Annotated in this window: 19 protein-coding genes; 6 read left to right on the top strand and 13 right to left on the bottom strand. The window is 64.0% G+C overall.

The features are described 5' to 3' along the window. Nucleotides 1-96 precede the first annotated feature (96 nt). Nucleotides 97-648 carry a sugar O-acetyltransferase gene (locus ACVIYL_RS02235; RefSeq protein WP_168856566.1) on the bottom strand — a complete coding sequence of 184 codons (552 nt, stop codon included), beginning with the start codon at nt 646-648 and terminating at the stop codon, nt 97-99. Further along, nucleotides 645-1,616, bottom strand: coding sequence for a bifunctional riboflavin kinase/FAD synthetase (locus ACVIYL_RS02230; protein ID WP_310879661.1), 972 nt, complete (start codon nt 1,614-1,616; stop codon nt 645-647). The genes ACVIYL_RS02235 and ACVIYL_RS02230 overlap by 4 nt, the downstream gene beginning before the upstream one ends. Nucleotides 1,617-1,829: 213 nt before the next feature. Between ACVIYL_RS02230 and ACVIYL_RS02225 the strand changes: the two genes are divergently transcribed. Both ACVIYL_RS02225 and ACVIYL_RS02220 read left to right on the top strand, forming a co-directional pair. Then, complete coding sequence (locus ACVIYL_RS02225) at nt 1,830-2,225, top strand: response regulator (protein ID WP_016844467.1); 396 nt, start codon at nt 1,830-1,832, stop codon at nt 2,223-2,225. Nucleotides 2,226-2,522: 297 nt separating this feature from the next. Further along, the gene (locus tag ACVIYL_RS02220) at nt 2,523-3,839 is read left to right on the top strand and encodes an ISNCY family transposase (protein ID WP_456777614.1); all 1,317 of its coding nucleotides are present in this window, start codon (nt 2,523-2,525) and stop codon (nt 3,837-3,839) included. Nucleotides 3,840-4,200: 361 nt separating this feature from the next. On the opposite strand, the gene ACVIYL_RS02215 is transcribed toward ACVIYL_RS02220, so the two are convergent. The 7 genes from ACVIYL_RS02215 to uvrC all read right to left on the bottom strand — a co-directional run bounded on the left by ACVIYL_RS02215 (nt 4,201) and on the right by uvrC (nt 11,297). Next, nucleotides 4,201-5,055 carry a TIGR01459 family HAD-type hydrolase gene (locus ACVIYL_RS02215; protein ID WP_456777613.1) on the bottom strand — a complete coding sequence of 285 codons (855 nt, stop codon included), beginning with the start codon at nt 5,053-5,055 and terminating at the stop codon, nt 4,201-4,203. 15 nt (nt 5,056-5,070) lie between these two features. Beyond that, the gene (locus ACVIYL_RS02210; protein ID WP_456777612.1) at nt 5,071-6,483 is read right to left on the bottom strand and encodes an EAL domain-containing protein; all 1,413 of its coding nucleotides are present in this window, start codon (nt 6,481-6,483) and stop codon (nt 5,071-5,073) included. Nucleotides 6,484-6,647: 164 nt separating this feature from the next. Further along, nucleotides 6,648-7,607 carry a 50S ribosomal protein L3 N(5)-glutamine methyltransferase gene (gene prmB, locus ACVIYL_RS02205; RefSeq protein WP_456777611.1) on the bottom strand — a complete coding sequence of 320 codons (960 nt, stop codon included), beginning with the start codon at nt 7,605-7,607 and terminating at the stop codon, nt 6,648-6,650. Further along, nucleotides 7,607-8,074, bottom strand: a complete 468-nt coding sequence (locus ACVIYL_RS02200; RefSeq protein ID WP_456777610.1) for a molybdenum cofactor biosynthesis protein MoaE — start codon at nt 8,072-8,074, stop codon at nt 7,607-7,609. The genes prmB and ACVIYL_RS02200 overlap by 1 nt, the downstream gene beginning before the upstream one ends. A 67-nt stretch (nt 8,075-8,141) precedes the next feature. After that, a complete protein-coding gene (moaD, locus tag ACVIYL_RS02195) occupies nt 8,142-8,393 on the bottom strand; it encodes a molybdopterin converting factor subunit 1 (protein ID WP_456777609.1) in 252 nt (83 codons plus the stop codon). Beyond that, nucleotides 8,390-9,004 (bottom strand): CDP-diacylglycerol--glycerol-3-phosphate 3-phosphatidyltransferase, encoded by a 615-nt coding sequence (gene pgsA, locus ACVIYL_RS02190; RefSeq protein WP_028333075.1) that lies wholly within the window; start codon nt 9,002-9,004, stop codon nt 8,390-8,392. Before pgsA ends, moaD begins: the two co-directional genes overlap by 4 nt. A 193-nt stretch (nt 9,005-9,197) precedes the next feature. Continuing rightward, nucleotides 9,198-11,297 carry an excinuclease ABC subunit UvrC gene (uvrC, locus tag ACVIYL_RS02185; protein WP_456777608.1) on the bottom strand — a complete coding sequence of 700 codons (2,100 nt, stop codon included), beginning with the start codon at nt 11,295-11,297 and terminating at the stop codon, nt 9,198-9,200. A 266-nt stretch (nt 11,298-11,563) separates the two neighbouring features. Here uvrC and ACVIYL_RS02180 point away from each other — a divergent pair, with 266 nt between their 5' ends. Then, nucleotides 11,564-12,187: an outer membrane protein gene (locus ACVIYL_RS02180; RefSeq protein ID WP_253604218.1), complete on the top strand. Its 624-nt coding sequence runs from the start codon at nt 11,564-11,566 to the stop codon at nt 12,185-12,187. A 273-nt stretch (nt 12,188-12,460) separates the two neighbouring features. Here the strand turns inward: ACVIYL_RS02180 and ACVIYL_RS02175 are convergent, their stop codons facing one another. The 4 genes from ACVIYL_RS02175 to ACVIYL_RS02160 all read right to left on the bottom strand — a co-directional run bounded on the left by ACVIYL_RS02175 (nt 12,461) and on the right by ACVIYL_RS02160 (nt 15,305). Beyond that, entirely contained in the window at nt 12,461-12,673 is a 213-nt protein-coding gene (locus tag ACVIYL_RS02175) for a cold-shock protein (protein WP_016844477.1), read from the bottom strand. A gap of 261 nt (nt 12,674-12,934) precedes the next feature. Further along, nucleotides 12,935-13,795, bottom strand: a complete 861-nt coding sequence (locus ACVIYL_RS02170; RefSeq protein WP_057016622.1) for a 23S rRNA (adenine(2030)-N(6))-methyltransferase RlmJ — start codon at nt 13,793-13,795, stop codon at nt 12,935-12,937. A 233-nt stretch (nt 13,796-14,028) separates the two neighbouring features. Continuing rightward, entirely contained in the window at nt 14,029-14,715 is a 687-nt protein-coding gene (locus ACVIYL_RS02165) for a ribonuclease T2 family protein (protein ID WP_057016621.1), read from the bottom strand. A 113-nt stretch (nt 14,716-14,828) separates the two neighbouring features. Then, nucleotides 14,829-15,305: a hypothetical protein gene (locus ACVIYL_RS02160; protein ID WP_057016620.1), complete on the bottom strand. Its 477-nt coding sequence runs from the start codon at nt 15,303-15,305 to the stop codon at nt 14,829-14,831. Between the two features lie 166 nt (nt 15,306-15,471). Here ACVIYL_RS02160 and ACVIYL_RS02155 point away from each other — a divergent pair, with 166 nt between their 5' ends. The 3 genes from ACVIYL_RS02155 (at nt 15,472) to ACVIYL_RS02145 (ending at nt 19,372) form a co-directional block, all read left to right on the top strand. Further along, nucleotides 15,472-15,771 (top strand): hypothetical protein, encoded by a 300-nt coding sequence (locus tag ACVIYL_RS02155; protein WP_028341043.1) that lies wholly within the window; start codon nt 15,472-15,474, stop codon nt 15,769-15,771. 43 nt (nt 15,772-15,814) lie between these two features. Next, nucleotides 15,815-16,345, top strand: coding sequence for a DUF3617 domain-containing protein (locus ACVIYL_RS02150; RefSeq protein WP_018269802.1), 531 nt, complete (start codon nt 15,815-15,817; stop codon nt 16,343-16,345). Between the two features lie 891 nt (nt 16,346-17,236). Continuing rightward, a complete protein-coding gene (locus ACVIYL_RS02145; protein WP_456777607.1) occupies nt 17,237-19,372 on the top strand; it encodes a TonB-dependent siderophore receptor in 2,136 nt (711 codons plus the stop codon). Nucleotide 19,373 lies beyond the last annotated feature (1 nt).

The following is a 19,373-nucleotide window of genomic DNA, read 5'->3' as shown; positions in this document are numbered from 1 at the left end:
CCGTATGATGCGCCGCGAAAACATGGGGTTTCCATAGCAGCCGGACGGGGAAATCGCAAAGCCCCCGGTGGCTCGCAGGGCCGCGCATGGCGCGGTTCAGGCCGGCCGTGCCCGGGCCGGATTTCCCGCCACGATCGCGCCGGGGGCGACGTTCCGTGTGACCACGCTGCCGGCCCCGACCAGGGCGCCGTCGCCGATCGTGATGCCGGGCAGAATGATGGCCCCCCCGCCGATCCAGACGTCGCTGCCGATCCGGATCGGGCGGCCGAATTCCAGCCCGGCGCGGCGGGTTTCGGCATCGCGCGGGTGGTCGGCGGTATAGATCTGCACCGCGGGTCCGATCTGGGTCCGATCGCCGATCGCGACCTCGACGACGTCGAGGATGACGCAATTGAAGTTGAGGAACACGCCGTCGCCGAGGCTGATATTGCTGCCGTAATCGCAGAAGAACGGCGGGCGGATCACGGCATCCCTGCCGACCTTGCGGAAGCGCTCGCCGAGCAGCGCGTGCAACTCGGCCGCGGACGATGCGCCCGACGCATTGTAGCGTGCCATCCATTGTTCCGCCGCTGTATGCTCGGCGGCGAGCTCTGCATCCGGGCGATACAGCTCGCCCGCCAGCATTTTTTGCTTTTCAGTCCGGTTCAACCAATCACTCCGAGCTGCGGGAACGCGTCGGGCGCCGCGGCCAGCACCGCGCGCGCCTTGGCGCTGTCGTCATCCATCTGGCGTATCAACGCCTCGATGGTGTCGAATTTCAGCTCTTCGCGAATGAAACCGATGAATGCGACATCAAGGACCGCGTCGTACAGATCGCCCTTGAAGTCGAACAGGAACACCTCGAGCAGCGGCGCGCCGTTGTCGAAGGTCGGCCGGCGCCCGAAGCTTGCGACACCGTCGAACCGTTGCGAGCCCTTGCCGACCCGCACCGCGTAGATGCCGTGCTTCAAGCCGCAATGCTTGTCGAGGCGGATATTGGCGGTGGGGTAACCGAGATCTCGGCCGCGCTTCTCGCCGTGGACCACCTTGCCGGTGACGAACCACGGTCCGCCCAGCATCGTGGTCGCATCCGCGATCTCGCCCTCGGCGAGCGCCATGCGGATGGCACTGGAGGAAACCGGACGTTCCTCGATGTCGACATGGGCCTGCACATCGACCTCGATGCCGAGCCGCGGCGCTTCGCTGACCAGGAGGCTCGGGGAGCCCACCCGGCCCTTGCCGAAATGGAAGTCGTAACCGACTGCGATCCCGCTGATGCCGAGCCGGCCGATCAGGTCATGGTGAATGAAATCCTGTGCCGAGGTCCCGGCGCGCGCCTTGTCGAACGTCATCACGACGGCACCGGCGAGCCCGGTGGCCGCGAGCAGCCGCAGCTTGTTGGTCTCGTCCGTGAGACGGAATTGCGGGGTGTTCGGGCTGAAGAAGCTGCGCGGATGCGGCTCGAAGGTCACGGCAAGCGCGGGCACGCCGCGTGCTCTGCCCATCGCAAGCGCCGCGCCGATCACGGCGCGGTGACCGAGATGGACGCCATCGAAATTCCCCATCGCGACCACGGCGCCTTTCGGAATGGCGCTTGCGGGGGTGTTGTCGCGGATAACGGTAAAGCCGGTGCTCATGAGCGGTATTCTTCAAGGATTCTTAAGCATGATTGGTGCGGGCCGGACCGTGACGCGGCGGCGGCGTGGAAGTCAAGGCTAACGAAAATCGCGTCAAATCCGTAACAATCCGGATTCAGCCGGTTAACGCGCTGTTTAACGGCTGCTGTTAGTCGTTGGCGGAAAGCTGCGTTTGTGCAGAAGCCAAGTTGCGTTTGTGTTTTGGGGGGAAAGATGGCGGTTGATTTGTCCATGCCGGTTCTGGTGGTTGATGATTACAGCACCATGATCCGCATCATCCGGAATCTTCTCAAGCAGCTTGGATTTGAAAATATCGACGATGCCTCCGACGGCTCCGCAGCGCTGAACAAGATGCGCGGCAAGAAGTATGGCCTGGTGATTTCCGACTGGAACATGGAGCCGATGACCGGCTACGACCTGCTCAAGGAAGTCCGCGCCGATCCCAACCTCGCGACCACGCCCTTCATCATGATCACGGCGGAATCCAAGACCGAGAACGTAATCGCGGCCAAGAAGGCCGGCGTGAACAACTACATCGTCAAGCCGTTCAATGCGGCCACGCTGAAGACCAAGATCGAGGCGGTGTTCCCGGACATGGCCACCGCGTAACACGCCCGTCCATCCCATCGATTGAAATTCACGTCATGCCCGGGCTTGTCCCGGGCATTTGCATTTGATCACGCTTCCCTTCACCCCGCCCCGCTTGCGGGACGAAGGGGGCGGCATGATTTCGGAATACTAGAAGAATATCGCTGAGTTGCCCGACGTGTCAAGGCGCCTGGTCGAACACTGTCAGTAGCTCGTGATCTGTCGCCTGTTTGTAGCTCGTGAAGTGTCGTGTTTTCGGTGCTCCGGAACAAAGGGGGCGCGATGGGCACGGCATCCATTCACGAGGGTGTACGACGGATGCGGTTTTCAGATTTGCTGGATCGGACGGAGGCGAAGGAACTGACGCAGGAGGCAGCATCGGAGGTTCTTGGGATCAGTGTTCGGACGTTTCAACGCTGGGCGGAGCGCTATGAGGCGGAGGGCGACGACGGGCTGGTCGACCGCCGGCTGGGGCGTCGTTCGCCACGGCGGGCGCCGGAGGAGGAACTGGAACGAATGCTTGCGCTGTACCGGGACAAGTACGCGGACTTCACGGTGAAGCACTTCCACGAGCAGATGCAAAAGCGGCATGATTATGTGCTGGGCTATACGGTGACGAAGCTGGCGCTGCACGCGGCAGGGCTGGTGCGGAAGGCTCCGAAGCGTTCGGCGCACCGCAAGAAGCGGCCGCGGCGGCCGCTTCGGGGCATGCTGCTGCACCAGGACGGATCGCGCCACGTTTGGATCGAAGGCCTGCCCGCGAGGGACCTGATCGTCACGATGGACGATGCGACGAGCGAGATCTACTCGATGGTGCTGGTCGAGGAAGAAGGAACGGCCTCGACCTTCCAGGCCTTGCGCGAAGTGATTGGCGAGCATGGCCTGTTCTGCGCGCTCTACACCGACCGCGGCAGCCATTATTTCCTGACCCCAAAAGCTGGCGAGAAGATCTCGAAGACGCAACAAACCCAGGTGGGACGGGCTTTGTCGCATCTTGGGATCGAGCATATCGCAGCCTATTCGCCGCAGGCGCGCGGGCGCTCCGAGCGGGTGTTCGGCACCTTGCAGGACCGGCTGCCGAAGGAGCTGCGGCTTGCCGGGATCACGACGGTTGAGGCTGCCAACGCGTGGCTGAAGGCGCATTACATCCCCGGGCACAACGCCGCGTTTGCGATCAAGCCCGAACAGGAAGGCTCGGCATTCGTGGCCGACCGGCATGAGGCCTGGCGCGAGGCGCTGTGCGTGATCGAGGAGCGAACCGTCGCCAACGACAATACCGTTGCATGGAACGGTCGGCGGCTGCAGCTGCCGGAGAGCCGGCTCAGACCTCACTTCGTCAAGGCTGTGGTGCGCCTACATGAGTATCCCGATGGCACCGTCAGCGTGTTCCTTGGACCGCATCGATTGGCGAGGTTTGCGCCTGACGGACAGCAGATCAGCCCCGACGCGCTTCAGCCTGGCGGCGTGCTCGGAACCGTCAAGGACAAGCCCTGGCGGGCGCGCAAGCGCGCGTCCTTGACCGCTCCTGCGCGCGCCGCCGTCGAGACAGCGCGGGTCGGGACGGAGAAACGGGCTTCAAGTCGAACAAAGAAACTCACCCACAGGGCTAAAACCGCCACAACAGCCGTGGCATGATCAATCAGGGAAAGCCGTCCCCGCCTTCCGGCTCCCCTGCAAATCAGAAACGAAGGCGACAGATCACGAGCTACAAAAACACGACATCTTCACCCGCTACGGACAGGCGCCTGGTCGAACACCGGGCGCCATGGGCTACTTTGCATGGGGTTGTTTTCGATATTTTGGCAGCGCGCCCCTTTACCTCGCCCCGCTTGCGGGGAGAGGTCGGATTGCATCGAGAGATGCAATCCGGGTGAGGGGGTACAGGTCTCTCGGCATCCAGCGCTTGGGGAGGCAGCCCCTCACCCCAACCAAGAGCGAGCTTTGCTCGTCTCGACGCCGCACAAGAGCGGGGCGAGGGAGTCCGACGACTTTTTGGCTACCACTTCAGCTCGCGCATCAGCGCGCGCGGCGGATGGCCGAACAATTCCTTGATCGAGGCTGCATCGAGCTGCTCGATGCCCTCGAACTCTTCGGAATGGATGCCGCGGGTGACGAACAACAGATCGATGCCGAAGCCAAGGGCGCCGGTGAGATCGGTGCGCACGGAATCGCCGATCGCGAGCACCCGGCTGAGCTCGGTCGGACGCCCGCGGCGCTCGGCGGCCAGAGCCATGGCGCGCTCATAGATCGGCCGGTGCGGCTTGCCGTAGAAGATCACCTCGCCGCCGAGCTCGCGATAGAGTTCGGCGACCGCGCCGGCGCAGTAGATCAGCCGGTCGCCGCGCTCGACCACGATATCGGGATTGGCGCAGACCAGCGTGAGCTTGCGCTCGAGCGCCTTCAGCAGCGTGTCGCGATAATCTTCGGCCGACTCGGTCTCGTCGTCGAACAGGCCGGTGCAGATGATGTAGTCGGCCTGCTCCAGCGGCACCAGCGTGGCGTCGAGGCCGCGGTGGATCGAGCTGTCGCGCTCCGGGCCGATCCAGAAGATCTTCTGGCCCGGATGATCGGCCACGAAGTGGCGCGTCAGGTCACCCGAGGAGACGATCGCATCATAGGTCTCGTCGGCGACGCCGAGCTTGCGCAGTTGTCGCTGCACGGAATCGGCCGGCCGCGGCGCGTTGGTGATCAGGATGACCGTGCCGCCCTGCTGGCGGAAGGTGTGCAGGGCCTCGCAGGCCTCGGGAAAGGACTCGAGCCCGTTGTGCACGACGCCCCAGATATCCGACAGCACCACATCGACGCCGCCGACGAGGTCGCGCAGCTGCTCCACGAAACGCAGTGAGGTCATGATGCGAATTGCCGGCTAATTTGGACCGAGGGCGCGGCGCGCCAGCGCGGCGCTGCCGGTTGCGCGCGGCGGAGCTGCGGGGCTGGAGACAGGGGTTGAAGTGCTGGCGCCATTAAGATCCTGGGGGTTGGTCTGTGGAGTCTCGGCGGTAGCAGATGCCCCCTCCGGCCGCAACGGCCGCGGCGGCGCGAACAGGAACCCCTGGCCGAACCGGACATCGTAGTCGAGCAGGTCGACCACCGAGCGTTCGCCCTCGATCCGTTCGGCGATCAGGTCGATGCCGTAGCGGCCGAGCAGGTCGGACAGATCCGAAGGATGGATATCGGTGCTCGCGATCTGCTTGGCGTCAAGCAGCAGCGCCGCCGGCACCTTGATGAAGCGGACGCCGCGATCGGCGAGCTCGCGCGGCTCGAGGCGAAGGTCGCTGACATGGTCGATCGAGAACCGGTAACCGCGCTGCGCCAGCGCCGCGAGGTTCTCGCTCTCGGTCGGGCCGAGATTGCGGAAGGTCGCCTGCTTGAACTCGAGCACGAAGGACGGCGCCAGCGCGCGGTTGGCCTCGAGGAAGTCGAGACACTGGGTGAAATGCGCCGGGTTTGACAGCGTCGCCGCCGAGACGTTGCAGAACACGCCGACATCCTTGCTGCGGATCATCAGGCGGCGCAGCACCTGGACGCAGCGAAGCATCACCATGTGATCGATGCGGCCGATCAGGCCGCCGGCCTCGGCCGCCTCGATGAAATCCTCGGCGGCCAGCACCTGGTCGCGCTCGTCGCGCAGCCGCGTCACCGCCTCGTAGTAGCGCACCTTGCGCTGCGGCAGCGTCACCATCGGCTGCAGGTAGATGTCGAGGCGGTTCTCGTCGATGGCCTGCTTGATCGCGCCGATCAGCTGGGTCTGGCTGCGCGAGACCTCCGGCGGAGCCGCAGGTGGCGGCGGAGGCGCAACCACGACGGTCGGCGCCGGCGCAACCCGTTGCAACACATCGTCGCGCGGGGACGCGACCGGCTGCACCGCCGGAGCCGCCGCCAGCAGGTCCTCGTGATGGGCGACGGATGCCGCAAGCTGCCGCACCAGTCCGCCGAGCTCGCTGATCTCGCCGGCCATGCCCTGCATCCGGTCGGCGCCAGAGGAGTTGGCCGAGGCGACGCGGCCTTCGACCGCGGCCAGCCGGCGGCCGAACTCGGCGACCTGGCGGGCAAGGTCGGCGGTGCCGCGCGACAGATCCGCGATCTGGCCGCCGACGTCGCTGCGGTCACGCAGCCGCATCGAGACCGCATTGTAGAGGATCAGGCAGGTGAGGGCGGCGAGCGCCACGATCGCCGATTCCGATCCGCTGATGCCTGCCACCGAATACAGCACGAAGCCGAGCGAGGCTGCGACCAGCACCATGCAGATGGCGATGAAGATCGTCGAAATGCGAATCATGTCGCGCGCCCGCGCCCTCTGTCCGAACGTCCCCGGACCGCGACCTTAGCACCATTGTTGATTCGACGGGCCAGCGATCTTCGGAACCGGCTGGAACTGCACACGATTTTCGCTTCGCCCGGATCGGGCTCCGCAAATCGCCGGAGCCGGCGGCGGCACGCCGGTCAGAGGTCCGCGGCAGCGATCCAGAACACCTCGCCCTCGGAGTCCTCGGTGTCGAGCCAGAGCAGCGGCAGGTTCGGGTAGGCGGCCTCGAGATTGCCGCGGCCGCGGCCGATCTCGCAGAGCAGGCCGCCCTGCGGGGTCAGATGTTGCCTCGCCTCATCGAGCAGGCGACGTACGATGTCGAGCCCGTCAGCGCCGCCGTCGAACGCGATCTTCGGCTCGGCACGGCACTCACGCGGCAGCGCCGCCATGCCTTCGGCGTCGACATAGGGCGGGTTCGAGATGATGAGATCGTATCTGTTGTCGCCGAGCGGCTTGAACAGGTCGCCGCGATGCAGCGTCAGGCGATGGTCGAGGCCGTGATCGGCGACGTTGCGCGCGGCGACCTCGAGCGCGTCCTTTGAAATATCGACGGCATCGACCGCGGCGTTGGGGAAATGCCGGGCCGCCAGGATCGCAAGGCAACCGGAGCCGGTGCAGAGGTCGAGCACGCGTTCGACCTCTTCGGGATCGCCGATCAGCGAGGTGCCGTCCTCGTCGCCGCCGAAATGCGAATCCAGCAATTCGCCGACGAAGGAGCGCGGCACGATGGTGCGCTCGTCGACATAGAACGGCAGGCCGCGCATATAGACCTTGTTGACGAGATAGGCGGCCGGCTTCCGCGTCGCGATCCGGCGCTCGATCAGGTCGAGGATCTGCTTGCCCTCGGCAATCGTGACGCGCGCGGTGGCAAAGTTCTCGAACTGGTCGGGATGCAGGTGCAGCGTTTCGCAGATCAGGAACGCGGCCTCGGCCACCGGATCGGTGGTGCCGTGCGCGAACACGAGCTTGGCCGCGTTGAAGCGGCTCACGGCATAGCGCAGGAAATCGAACAGGGTGTGCAGCTCGCCGGCGCCGACTTTCGGCGCTTTCGGCACGGCGAGGCTGCGTTTGGCCGGCACTTTGCTGCGCTTGGCCATCAGGATTTGGTCCAGCGCGCGGCGGCCGCGTCGTCATGGCCCTGCGCCTCGATCCAGCTCGCGCCGCGCGTGCTTTCCTCGCGCTTCCAGAACGGTGCGCTGGTCTTCAGATAGTCCATCAGGAACTCGGCGGCCTCGAACGCGGCCTGCCGGTGCGCCGAGGCGGTCACGACCAGCACGATGTTCTCGCCCGGCGCGATGCGGCCGAAGCGATGGATGATGGTGAGGCCCTGCAACGGCCAGCGCGACAGCGCCTCGTCGGCGTGGCGTCCAATCTCTGCTTCCGCCATGCCCGGATAATGTTCGAGCGTCAGCGCCGCGATCGGCTCGCCCTGTTCGTTGCCGCGGCAGATGCCGCTGAAGCTGACGACCGCGCCGACATCGGTGCGGCCTCGGCTCAAGGCCGCGATCTCCTGCGCGACGTCGAAGTCGGCTTGCTGGATACGAATGGTCGCTGCAACGGTCATGTGGACTTCTTTGCTTGACGCGTTTTCTTCACGCGAACCGGTACCCACTTCGCTCGAAAACGCTATCCTACCCGCCGGTCATCGGCGGAAAGAACGCGATCTCGCGGGCGCCGGAGATCGCCGCGTCCGATTTGACATGGGCGTGGTCGATCGCGGCGCGGATCACCGTCGGCTTCTCGAAGGCATAGGCATAGGCTTCATCGCGCGCGGCAAGCCATCCGATCAGCTCGCCGACGGTGCGCACCTCGGCCGGCGGCTCGACGATCTCTTCGGCCTTGCCGATGCGTTCACGCACCCAGGCGAAATATTTCAGCTTCATCCCTCATCCTCCTTGATGAGGTGATGGATGCCGGCACGGAAGTAATCCCAGCCGGTGTAGATCGTGAAGATCGCCGACATCCAGAGCAACACGATGCCGATCAAGGTGGTGGCAGGGAAGACCTGCTCGCCCGCTTCGCCGGCAATCAGAAAGCCGATCGCTACCAGCTGGATCGTCGTCTTCCATTTCGCCAGCTTGGTGACGGGAACGCTGACCCTGAGCCCTGCGAGATATTCGCGCAGGCCCGAGACCAGGATCTCGCGGCACAGGATCACGATCGCCGCCCACAGCGTCCAGCCATGGATCGAATTGTCGGCGGCCAGCATCAAGAGGCTGGAGGCGACCAGGAGTTTGTCGGCGATCGGATCGAGCATCCGGCCGAAGGCGGACTGCTGGTCCCAGATCCGGGCATAATAGCCGTCGAGATAGTCGGTGACCCCCGCCGCGATGAACACGGCCAGCGCCACCCAGCGCAGCCACAACGGGCCGTCCAGGATCGATTGCCAGTAGACGCAGCCGATCACCACCGGGATCGCGGCGATCCGGGCGTAGGTCAGGATATTCGGGAGGGACATGGTCTTGGTCTGTCCCCGGGTCGTGGCGATGTTCATCCGTTCTACCAATACCGCTGAAGCGAGAAGGTCAACCGTGCGGACGCGTCAAGCGCGACCAGATTGCGCTTCATCGTCATAGCGCCTTAGCCCGTTGTTTAAGCATGATCTTTTCGGATAACTGCCTCACACTTTTCCGCATCATGCCCTAGATGCCCTGTCGCAGGCGACGCCCTGATGACTCGCCTTTGGTTTAACCCGGCTGGGCGTGGAAAAACTCGAAAATCTTGCGGGCGCTCTCGGCGCTGACGCCGGGAACCTTGCCGAGGTCGGCGATCGAGGCCCGCTCGATCTCCTTGAGCGTTCCGAAGTGGTGCAGCAAGGCACGCTTGCGGGACGGGCCGATGCCCGGGATCTCCTGCAGGCCGGCCTCGCGGATGTCCTTCTTGCGCAGCTTGCGGTGCGAGCCGATCACGAAGCGATGGGCCTCGTCGCGCAGCCGCTGGATGAAATAGAGCACCGGGTCCCGCGGCTCCAGCTTGATGGCCTCGCGGTCGGGCATGAACAGGGTTTCGCGCCCGGCATCGCGCTCCGGACCCTTGGCAACTGCCATCAACGAGACCTCGGTCAGCCCGAGATTCTGGAAGATCTCCCGGACCGCGTTGAGCTGGCCGCGGCCGCCGTCGATGATGACGAGGTCGGGCCATTGCGGGAACGAATCGTCATCCGCTTTCGTCTTGGCTGCGGCCTCGCCCTCCGGCGGCTTCAGCAACCGCTTGAAGCGGCGTTCCAGCACCTCGCGCATCATTCCGTAATCGTCGCCCGGCGTCAGCCCTTCGGACTTGATGTTGAACTTGCGGTACTGGTTCTTCATGAACCCGTCGGGTCCCGCCACGATCATCGCGCCGACCGCGTTGGTGCCCTGGATGTGGCTGTTGTCGTAGACCTCGATCCGCTTGGGTCTGTGCGGCAGGCCGAGCGTGCTGACCATGCCCTCCAGCAGCCGGCTTTGCGTCGCGGTATCGGCGAGCTTGCGGCCGAGCGCCTCGCGCGCGTTGGTGAGGGCGTGGCCGATCAGCTCCTTCTTCTCGCCGCGCTTCGGCACGGTGACCTCGACCTTGGATCCGGCCTTGACCGACAGCGCGTCGGCGAGCAACGCGCTTTCCTCGATCTCGTGCGAGAGCAGGATCAGCTTCGGCGGCGGCTTGTCGTCGTAGAATTGCGCGAGGAACGAGGACAGCACCTCCTCGGGCGTGAAGCTCTTCTCGGCCTTCGGGAAATAGGCGCGGTTGCCCCAGTTCTGGCCGGTGCGGAAGAAGAACACCTCGACGCAGGAGTAGCCGCCCTCCTGGTGGATTGCGAACACATCGGCCTCTTCGACCGTGCGCGGATTGATGCCCTGCTGCGACTGGATCGCCGACAGCGCCGCGAGACGGTCGCGGTACAGCGCCGCGGTTTCGAACTCGAGCTCGCCGGAGGCCTTCTCCATCTCGGCCGCGAGCAGCTCCTTCACGGCGTGGCTGCGGCCGGAGAGGAATTCGGTCGCCTCGCGCACCAGTTCGCTATAGCCGGGGAAGTCGATCTCGCGCGTGCAGGGACCGGCGCAGCGCTTGATCTGATAGAGCAGGCAGGGCCGGCTGCGGCTTTCGAAGAAGCCGTCGGTGCAGGAGCGGATCAGGAACGCGCGCTGCAGCGCCGTGATGGTGCGGTTGACCGCGCCTGCGTTGGCGAACGGGCCGAAATAGCGCCCGGGCCGCGACTGCGCGCCGCGATGCTTGAGGATCTGCGGCGCCCAATGGTCGCCGGTGATCAGAATATAGGGAAACGACTTGTCGTCGCGCAGCTGCACATTGAAGCGCGGACGGAGCTGCTTGATCAGATTGGCTTCGAGCAGCAGCGCCTCGGTCTCGGTCATGGTCGAGACGATCTCGACCTGCGTGGTCGCCGCGATCATACGCAGGATGCGCGCCGGCAGCGGCGCGTTGGCCCGCGCATAGGACGACAGCCGCTTTTTGACGTTCTTCGCCTTGCCGACATAGAGCACGTCGTTGGCGGCGTTGAGCATGCGATAGACGCCGGGCGAGGTCGGGGCGAGGCGGACCGCGTTCTCGATCGCGGCATGTCCGACCGAGAGCGTGCCCTCGGCGACCGCCTCGGCGGCGTCCTCCGAAGCCTCGGGCAGGCGTGCCTCGTCGTCCTCCTCGGCGGCGGAGGTTTCGGGATCGACGTCGCTTGTATCGAGCGCCAGATCGTCCTGTGGCAGGTCGGACTTTGAACCGCGCCGTGGCTTGGGGTCAGCCTTGGAGTCAACCTTGGGGGCCGGCGTCGGGCGCTCGGGAGAATCGTGAACCATGGGCCGTAAACTAAGTGCTTGGGCGACCGGTCGCCAGCGCTGACGGCACCAACAAAAAGCACCTCGATTGCAGGAGGTTACCGGGGCCCCGCGCGCATGCGGGAGGGGTGTGTAACACCTTGTTAAGACTGATGAGCGGGCCGGTAACCGGGCTTAACAGCCCTTTAACTTAAAACTCTCGATAAACCTTAGCGAAAAAAGTGGAATTCCGTAACCACGCCGGCCCTGGCCGGCGGGCTGCGGCAGTTGCGTTCTGGAGAGTACCAATGCCCCGGTTTGTTGCGCGTGCGCTGGCACTGATCGTTGCAGGCTGGACGACCTCGGCGGCGTCGGCCGATCTCAACTACGGATCGCCCTATACCGTCTATCAGCCGCTCAATGCCTATAGCTGGGCCGGCCCCTATCTCGGCGGCAATGTCGGCTATGGCTGGGGCTCGGTGGAGAACAACCCGACCAAGCCGTCCGGTTTCGTCGGCGGTGTACAGGCCGGCTACAACTTCCAGAACGGCTCCCCCTGGGTGTTCGGTATCGAGGCCGATATCCAGGGCACCACAGCCGACGACCGGTTCGCGCCGTGGAAGTTCTCCAACCCGTGGTTCGGCACGGTGCGCGGCCGCGCCGGCTATGCGGTCAACAACGTGCTGTTCTACGCGACCGGCGGTCTCGCCTTCGGCGAACTGCGCGGCGAGACGTTCGGCATCACGGAGAGCCACACCAATGCGGGCTTCACCGTCGGTGCCGGCGCCGAAATGGGCTTTGCCCCGCACTGGAGCGCCAAGATCGAGTATCTCTACGTCGACCTTGCCAACAGCAATTTCACGATCACCGGTGGCGTGTCGAACGGCTACAGCTTCAGCCTGGTTCGCGCCGGCATCAACTATCACTTCTGAGAACAAGAAACGTCGACCATTAACTCCCGGCCGCGCCGTGCACGGCCGGGTTTTTCTTTGTGTTGATGATCTCAACGTCGCGCACGGCCGTGTACACGCCGCGGCGTGCGCGAATCCAATCGGTGGGCCGCACGTGTGGGATATGCGGCTCCGCCGGTCGCGTCCGCATCATGCAGGTGGTCATCCAGCGAGCGCCAGCCACGCGCTCGGCAGCCAACTCACACGCAACGCCTCATTCGGTGTTCATTCCGAGCCGCGCATCGCGAGCGCTCGTCATGAGACCACCAGGTTGACCGCCTTCGGGCCCTTGCCCTTCTTGTCGGGCTCAACCTCGAACGTAATGCGTTGTCCTTCAGTCAGGTCCTTCAATCCTGCACGCTCGACAGCTGTGATGTGAACGAACACATCGCGGCCGCCATCATCAGGCTTGATGAAGCCGTAGCCACGCTCTCCGTTGAAGAACTTGACTGTCCCAGTCATGGCCATCGGGAAACTCCTCCCCCGTATTGCTCCACCGCTACGCGCACGCCGCGTAGCGGTTGACCGACATTCGCTTGTCGGAAGCTTGGCCACCTGAACAGGCCGGCGTCACGCCGCCGGTCTGCCTGGATTTATTTCGGCCTTGTCACTCCGCCGCAACCATTCGCGGAAGCGGAACGTAAAGCCAGTCGTAACAGGATGAGCATAATACGGTTCCGCGCAAATTGCCTATGCTCAAAATTGAACTTTTCAGTAGGAGGTTGTCGATCATGGTTTAGGCGTCTCGAGTCTGAAGCGTCCCGCGCCGCCTTGACCGAGCGGCTTCTCGAGTTCGGGCAGGATGATCTTCAACTCATTCGCCAGCGTCCACGGCGGATTCACCAGCAAAAGCCCTGTGGAAACGAGGCCTGCGCCTGCTTCTTGCGGTGCCACACTGAATTCCAATCGCAGGCATTTGCCGGCGGGCCGGCTGCTTGCTGCTGCAGCAGCCACACTGCGCGTTAGCTCATCGGTGGCTCTCCGGGTTTTTACGGGGTACCACAAAAGATACGAGCCGGTCGGCCACTTCGCGTACGCTTCCGTGAAAGCACTGGCCAGCCGCTCGAACTCGTCCTTCGCTTCGAACGGCGGATCGATCAGCACCAGGCCGCGCCGTTCGTTCGGCGGCACGAATGCGGGCAGCGCCATCCAGCCGTCGAGATCGACGACGCGCGCTTGCGCGTCGCGTCGCAGCGCGTCGATCAGTTGTTTGCGCGCCGTCGGTTCGATCTCGCAGGCGGTGAGGCGATCTTGCGGACGCAGCAGCGCCCGCGCGATCAACGGCGAACCAGGATAGGCTTTCAGCTCGCCTTTCGGATTGAATGCTCTGACGATGTCGAGATAGGGCGCGATCAGCGGCAATGCCTGGTCGGAGAGCCGCGCCTGCATCAGCCGCGCGATGCCGGTGAGCCATTCGCCGCCGCGCTGCGCTTCGCTCGACGTCAAATCATAGAGACCGGCGCCGGCATGGGTGTCGATGACGCGGAACGGCGCCGGCTTGTCCTGCAGATAGGTGAGCATGCGCACCAGCACGATGTGCTTGATGACGTCGGCAAAGCTGCCGGCATGAAAGGCGTGACGGTAGTTCATGTGATGATCGTGCTGCGCTCCCAAAGGGTGCGCATGTTGTACTCGTCATGCCCGGGCTTGTCCCGGCCTTCGCTAAAGCTTCGGCGGGGGTAACGTCCGAGCTCGGCGAAGCCTTGGCGTAGCCGGCTCCCGGGCATCTGCGCCTTATCTTGCTTGTTTCGCGATGGCGCAGGTGGCCGGGACATGCTGCGCGACGACGCGCAGCGCGGGTCTGCCGGCCATGACCCAGAGTTTCAGCCGCCGCGAACCGGCGGCATCAGCACCTGATCGCGGCGGCAGGCGCGGCGGTCGATTTCCTCGCAGGAGCGGAATTGCAGATCCTTGCTGAGGCAGATCCGCACCTCGCTGAGCCGCTTGCTGTCGCAGGTCACCGAGATCGCGGAGTTGCTGAGGCCCGGATTGACCTTGATGAATGCCGTCTCCAGCTCGTCGGGCGCGACCGTCTTCGGCTCCGACAATTGCAGGAATTCCTCGGGGATCTTCACCGTGGCGCGGGCCTTGCGGATGGCTTCGAAATAGGCGCGCTCGCCGAGACCGGAGCAGGTGCCGTGCTTGTCCCACTCGTTGTAGATCAGCCCGGGCGCCGGCATCAGGTCGAGCATCGAGCTCATGATGCTGCGGGCGAGTCGCGGCGAGGGCCGCTGGCAGTATTCCGGAAAGCCCCGCTCATATTGCGGCCACAGGCCGTGTACCACGAAGGAATAGGGCCGTCCGCCGCATTGCGCCTGCGTGCCGCGGCCGTTGTTGCCGCGCTCGCTCGCCGCCTCGCAGAACGAGGGCGACCACGACAGCGACAGCACATAGAAATCGAACTCACCGGGCGCATTCTGGCGGCGATCCTGGGCCGACGCCCCGACCGCACCGCACAGAATAATGGCAACCGAAATCAAAAATCGGGAAATCGTGTCCAACCGAGGCATCAAACGCTCCCTCACTCGACCGCCCAGAGCCTAGCAGGCTGCGAGAACATTTCAAGAACAAAAAGCCGCCGTCCAAATGGCGGCGGCTCCTGCTTTAGCAATCTGGTCGGAGATCAGGGCCGCGCGGCCTTGCAGGACGGGTTATAGGTCCAGTTGCGGTCGAGCCCCGCGACGCACCATTCGACGCCCTGATTGATGCTGGCAAAGCCGCCGTCCTCGATGATCGAATAGTGCACCTTGCGCACTTTGCCGTCGCTCAGCATCGCCTCGCCCGTGCAATAACGGCGCGGGATATTGTCGGACTGCCAGGGGCGGAAGGCGGTTTCGTGAATCCCGTTGAAGCCGGTGATCACGAGCGGCGAATTCCAGAAGGTGGCTTCCTTTTCCTGGAATTGCGTGCTGATGACCGTCAGGGCCTTCTCGCATGGGGCCACATTGCCGTCATAGCGCGGGCCGGACAGCCAGAAGTTCATTTCGAGCGGATTGGCGGCCTGGGCCGTACCCCCGAAAGCCAGCAGGCCGACCACGAGTGCGGCGCCGAGGCCGAGCTTGCGGCCGAGTTTATTGCGGGAGTTGAACAGGTTGCGCATGGGAATCCACCCGATTATCCGATGCCGCGGACGGTGCCGCGAAGCCCCGGCAAGGTCAAGTGCAGGGCGGCAACACCTGCGGAGAAGTCCACTTTGGGGAGCCGGCTCGTTCTTTTCACGGTCGCCGGCGCACTCTATGTTGGCTCGAAGCGAAATGGAGTCTGCGATGCGAAGGAAATTGGCCGCGTGCCTGGTTGCCGTTTGCGGGATGCTGGCCGTTGTGCCGGCGCGGGCGGATTGGATGCAGCCGGTACCGCCGTTCAAGGGCAATGATACCGGCGGTATCATCGCCTATACGCTGGCGACCCAGAGCGACGCCCGGCAACTCGCAGTCGATCACTGCGCCTCCTACGGCAAGGTGGTTAAGTTCCTTGCGATGCAGAACTATCCGGGCGGCTACATCTCTTTCGCCTGTCGCTGGGTGCCCTATGGCGCAGCCCAGAGGCCGCTGCGCACGCTCTACTGAGCGCGCACCGGATCTTTCGATCGTTCAGCCGGGAGCCGACCGCATGACCCGACAGCTTGCCTTGCTTGGTTCGGCTGTGTGCCTTGTCCTGTCCGCTGGCGCCGCAAGTGCCGTCGACCTGCCGATCCGCAAGGCCGGTCTGTGGGAGATGAAGATGGTGCGCACCGGCGGGCCGATGCCCGAAATCACCATGCAGCACTGCACCGACGAGACCACCGACAAGGAGATGAGCGCGGCGGCCTCGCCGATGGCCAAGGAAGTCTGCTCGAAGCAGGATATCCAGAAGACCGCGACCGGCTATGTCAGCGACAGCGTCTGCAGCGTCGCCGGCATGACGATGCAGAGCCATGCCGAGATCGTCGGCGATTTTAATTCCGCCTACACGGTGAAGAGCACCTCCCATGCCGAGGGCGGCGCGGCCGGCTCGCGCGACACCACGATGACCATCGAGGCGAAATGGCTCGGCGCCTGCAAGAGCGACCAGAAGGCCGGCGACATCATCATGCCCGGCGGCATGAAGATGAACGTCAAGGACATGGAAAAGCTGAAGGGCCTCCTGCCCAAGCAGAAGTAGCGCGCAGCGCATCCGGCTGTTGCCGCGCGCCTGAATGCATCGCCTCGCACGCTGAGAGGCGGCGCCGCTTGCCGCACCATCATTTCGAGTAGCTCGCGACGAAAATGCGGAGCAAACCTTGCGCTGACGCGATGCGCAATCCATCCGATCCTTCCCGTCACCCCCAGGGCTATCGCATATGCCCCTTGGCGACCGCGCAAGTGCTTGGCCTCGTGGTTCGAGACGCGCCGCAAGCGGCGCTCCTCACCATGAGGGTCTACTATTGTGCCGCAGAACAAGACCTCATCCTGAGGAGCCCGCCGAAGGCGGGCGTCTCGAAGGATGGCCACGAGCACGCCGCCACGAAATGCGATAGCCTTTGCGCGGAGATGACGGTTCACCGCGTTCGTGCGCTCCTTGGCGCGCGATGACGTCGACGGGATGCAACATCATTGAATGATCGCCGCGTGCTCCCGCGTTCGAGACTCTCTGCGAGAGACGACGCGCATCGCATTCGTCGTGTCGAAAGCCTGACCCGCCAACATGTCGTTTTGAATCGTTCCAGTGATGCGCATCTTGAACCACTCCAGTGTTGCGCTTCGTTGCTGCTTCCATCGATTCTATTTTGCGCGTGTGGAATTTCGATCATCCCGCCGATAGAAGTCCGCCCCAATCGATGTCGGCCTTGTCGCAAACGCGACTCGATCGATGTCGGCGTAAGGCAATGTGGGGATTTGTTCGGTGGGAATGGCTTCGTTGCGGAGCAAGCGCGGCTTGCTCGCATCAACGGCTGCGATCAATGCGGCGCTACTCGGTTCGGTCATACTTGTGCCAATGGGTGCAGACGTCGCCAGCGCTCAGGCGCAGACAAGTCCTCCGCAGAGCAATGTCAGCGAACTTCCCGCAGTGACGGTGGATGAACCTGGCGCCGCAAGGAAGCGCGGTGCCGTCGTTTCAAGCCAGAACACCAGGACTTCGCGCGCGGTCGCGGCGAACCGGCGCCGCAGTGCCGCGGCGCCCGCCCGGAGCCAGGCTCCGCGGTCGCAAGGCACAGGAGGCGCGATCGGTACGACCACGGGGTACGTCGCAACCGCGAGCACGGCCGGCACCAAGACCAGCACAGCGCTGATCGAAACGCCGCAGTCGCTTTCGGTCGTGACGCAAAAGGAGCTAAGGGATCGCAACGTTCAGACGCTCAAGGACGCCGTCAGCTACACGCCCGGCGTGACGACCACGGCGTTCGGCTATGATCCAAGGTTCGATAGTTTCTACATCCGTGGCTTCGACGCGACCTATACAGGGATCTATCGCGACGGCCTGCGCCAGGGCGGCGGCAACTTCGCAATTCCCAAGATCGAACCTTACGGTCTCGACAGCGTGTCGATCCTCCGCGGACCAGCCTCGGGCCTCTATGGCCTCGGCTCTCCGGGAGGCATCGTGGATGTCACGACCAAGCGGCCGCCGTTGACGGCATTCGGTGAGGTGCAGCTGCAGGGCGGCACCTACGACCGTTACCAGGGCAGTTTCGATGTCGGTGGTCCGGTGCCCGGCAGCGATCAGCTGCACTACCGGCTGACGGGCCTGCTTCGCGACGCAAAGACCTGGTACCCCGGCAACGACGACGATCGCGCCTATATCGCGCCGGCGCTGACCTGGCGGCCGGACGCCGACACGTCCTTCACCATCCTCAGCGAATATCAAAAGAGCCGAACCGCCGCCAGCATCGGCAATTTCCGCACGCCTGACGGACAGTTGACCAACATCTATTCGAATGATCCGGCGTTCAGCGCGATGGATCAGAAGCAATATCGCATCGGCTACGCGTTCGAGCATAATGTCGACGACGTGTGGACGGTGCGGCAGAACTTCCGCTTCTACCAGGTCGACGTCGACGCGAAATACACCCAGATCGATTCAATCGACAGCAGCACCAATCTGGCGTCGCGGTCCGCGTGGCGGATCCTGGACAGCTTCAACACGGTGACGCTCGACAATCAGGCCGAGGCCAAGTTCATGCTCGGCGCGATCAAGAATACCGTGCTGTTGGGCGTCGACTACGGTCACTCCTACTACAACGACAAGATCGGTTACGGCCCGGCGCCCGATCTCAATCTCCTGACCATGAACTACGGCGCCCAGGCCATCGCGACGCCGGCATTCTCGATCTTCAACAAGCAGTCGACCGACGAGGTCGGTGTCTATGCGCAGGAGCAGGCCAAGCTCGGAGGCTTTATTCTGACGCTCAACGGCCGCCAGAGCTGGGTGTCGCAGACCACGACCGCGGGTCTCGACGGCGTGCCGTCAACGCAGAAGGCGACCGCCTTCACGGGCCGTGCGGGCCTGAGCTACGTCTTCGACAACGGCATTGCGCCCTATATCAGCTACGCGACGGCATTCGCCCCGCAGGTCGGCGTCGACGCATCCGGATTGCCGTTCAGGCCGACCACCGGCGAGCAGAAGGAAGTGGGCATCAAGTACCAGATGCCGAACGTTCCGGTGCTGTTGACCGCCGCGGTGTTCGACATCACGCAGGACAATGTGCTGCGTACCGATCCGAACAACATGGCATTCCAGGCAGCGACCGGGCAGGTCGAATCCAAGGGTGTGGAGCTCGAGGCGAAGCTCGCGCTCAAGCAGGGATTTGATCTCACCGCCGCCTACACCCATCTCAACGTCGTGATCACGCAGGGCAATCCCGATACGACCGGCAATGAGCTCTCCGGCATTCCGAGGAATTCCTTCGCCGCCTTCGGCAAGTATACGTTCCAGTCCGGCGTGCCCGTCGAAGGCCTCGGGCTTGGTCTCGGCGTGCGTTATATCGGCACGAACTTCGGTAACGACCAGAACACGTTCCAGAACGCTGCGACGACGTTGTTCGATGCGGTGATCGATTACGATCTGGGCAAGCTGGACCGGCGCTTCCTCGGCGCCACGATGCGCGTCAACGCGACCAATCTGTTCGACACGCACTACCAGACCTGCCAGTCCGGTTACTGTTATGCCGGCGAACGGCGGCAGGTCATCGGCACCTTGTCCTACCGCTGGTAGG

This window comes from Bradyrhizobium sp. USDA 3315, assembly GCF_054056795.1.
Note: the sequence above shows the minus strand (reverse complement) of the source record. Positions and strands in the feature narration are given on the sequence as shown.

What these genes read in the sequence shown, in the direction of transcription:
- ACVIYL_RS02230 (WP_310879661.1), bottom strand. Translation starts at nt 1,616, where the DNA reads ATGAGCACCGGCTTTACCGTTATCCGCGACAACACCCCCGCAAGCGCC.
- ACVIYL_RS02225 (WP_016844467.1), top strand. Translation starts at nt 1,830, where the DNA reads ATGGCGGTTGATTTGTCCATGCCGGTTCTGGTGGTTGATGATTACAGC.
- ACVIYL_RS02220 (WP_456777614.1), top strand. Translation starts at nt 2,523, where the DNA reads ATGCGGTTTTCAGATTTGCTGGATCGGACGGAGGCGAAGGAACTGACG.
- ACVIYL_RS02215 (WP_456777613.1), bottom strand. Translation starts at nt 5,055, where the DNA reads ATGACCTCACTGCGTTTCGTGGAGCAGCTGCGCGACCTCGTCGGCGGC.
- ACVIYL_RS02210 (WP_456777612.1), bottom strand. Translation starts at nt 6,483, where the DNA reads ATGATTCGCATTTCGACGATCTTCATCGCCATCTGCATGGTGCTGGTC.
- prmB (WP_456777611.1), bottom strand. Translation starts at nt 7,607, where the DNA reads ATGGCCAAGCGCAGCAAAGTGCCGGCCAAACGCAGCCTCGCCGTGCCG.
- ACVIYL_RS02200 (WP_456777610.1), bottom strand. Translation starts at nt 8,074, where the DNA reads ATGACCGTTGCAGCGACCATTCGTATCCAGCAAGCCGACTTCGACGTC.
- moaD (WP_456777609.1), bottom strand. Translation starts at nt 8,393, where the DNA reads ATGAAGCTGAAATATTTCGCCTGGGTGCGTGAACGCATCGGCAAGGCC.
- pgsA (WP_028333075.1), bottom strand. Translation starts at nt 9,004, where the DNA reads ATGAACATCGCCACGACCCGGGGACAGACCAAGACCATGTCCCTCCCG.
- uvrC (WP_456777608.1), bottom strand. Translation starts at nt 11,297, where the DNA reads ATGGTTCACGATTCTCCCGAGCGCCCGACGCCGGCCCCCAAGGTTGAC.
- ACVIYL_RS02180 (WP_253604218.1), top strand. Translation starts at nt 11,564, where the DNA reads ATGCCCCGGTTTGTTGCGCGTGCGCTGGCACTGATCGTTGCAGGCTGG.
- ACVIYL_RS02175 (WP_016844477.1), bottom strand. Translation starts at nt 12,673, where the DNA reads ATGGCCATGACTGGGACAGTCAAGTTCTTCAACGGAGAGCGTGGCTAC.
- ACVIYL_RS02170 (WP_057016622.1), bottom strand. Translation starts at nt 13,795, where the DNA reads ATGAACTACCGTCACGCCTTTCATGCCGGCAGCTTTGCCGACGTCATC.
- ACVIYL_RS02165 (WP_057016621.1), bottom strand. Translation starts at nt 14,715, where the DNA reads ATGCCTCGGTTGGACACGATTTCCCGATTTTTGATTTCGGTTGCCATT.
- ACVIYL_RS02160 (WP_057016620.1), bottom strand. Translation starts at nt 15,305, where the DNA reads ATGCGCAACCTGTTCAACTCCCGCAATAAACTCGGCCGCAAGCTCGGC.
- ACVIYL_RS02155 (WP_028341043.1), top strand. Translation starts at nt 15,472, where the DNA reads ATGCGAAGGAAATTGGCCGCGTGCCTGGTTGCCGTTTGCGGGATGCTG.
- ACVIYL_RS02150 (WP_018269802.1), top strand. Translation starts at nt 15,815, where the DNA reads ATGACCCGACAGCTTGCCTTGCTTGGTTCGGCTGTGTGCCTTGTCCTG.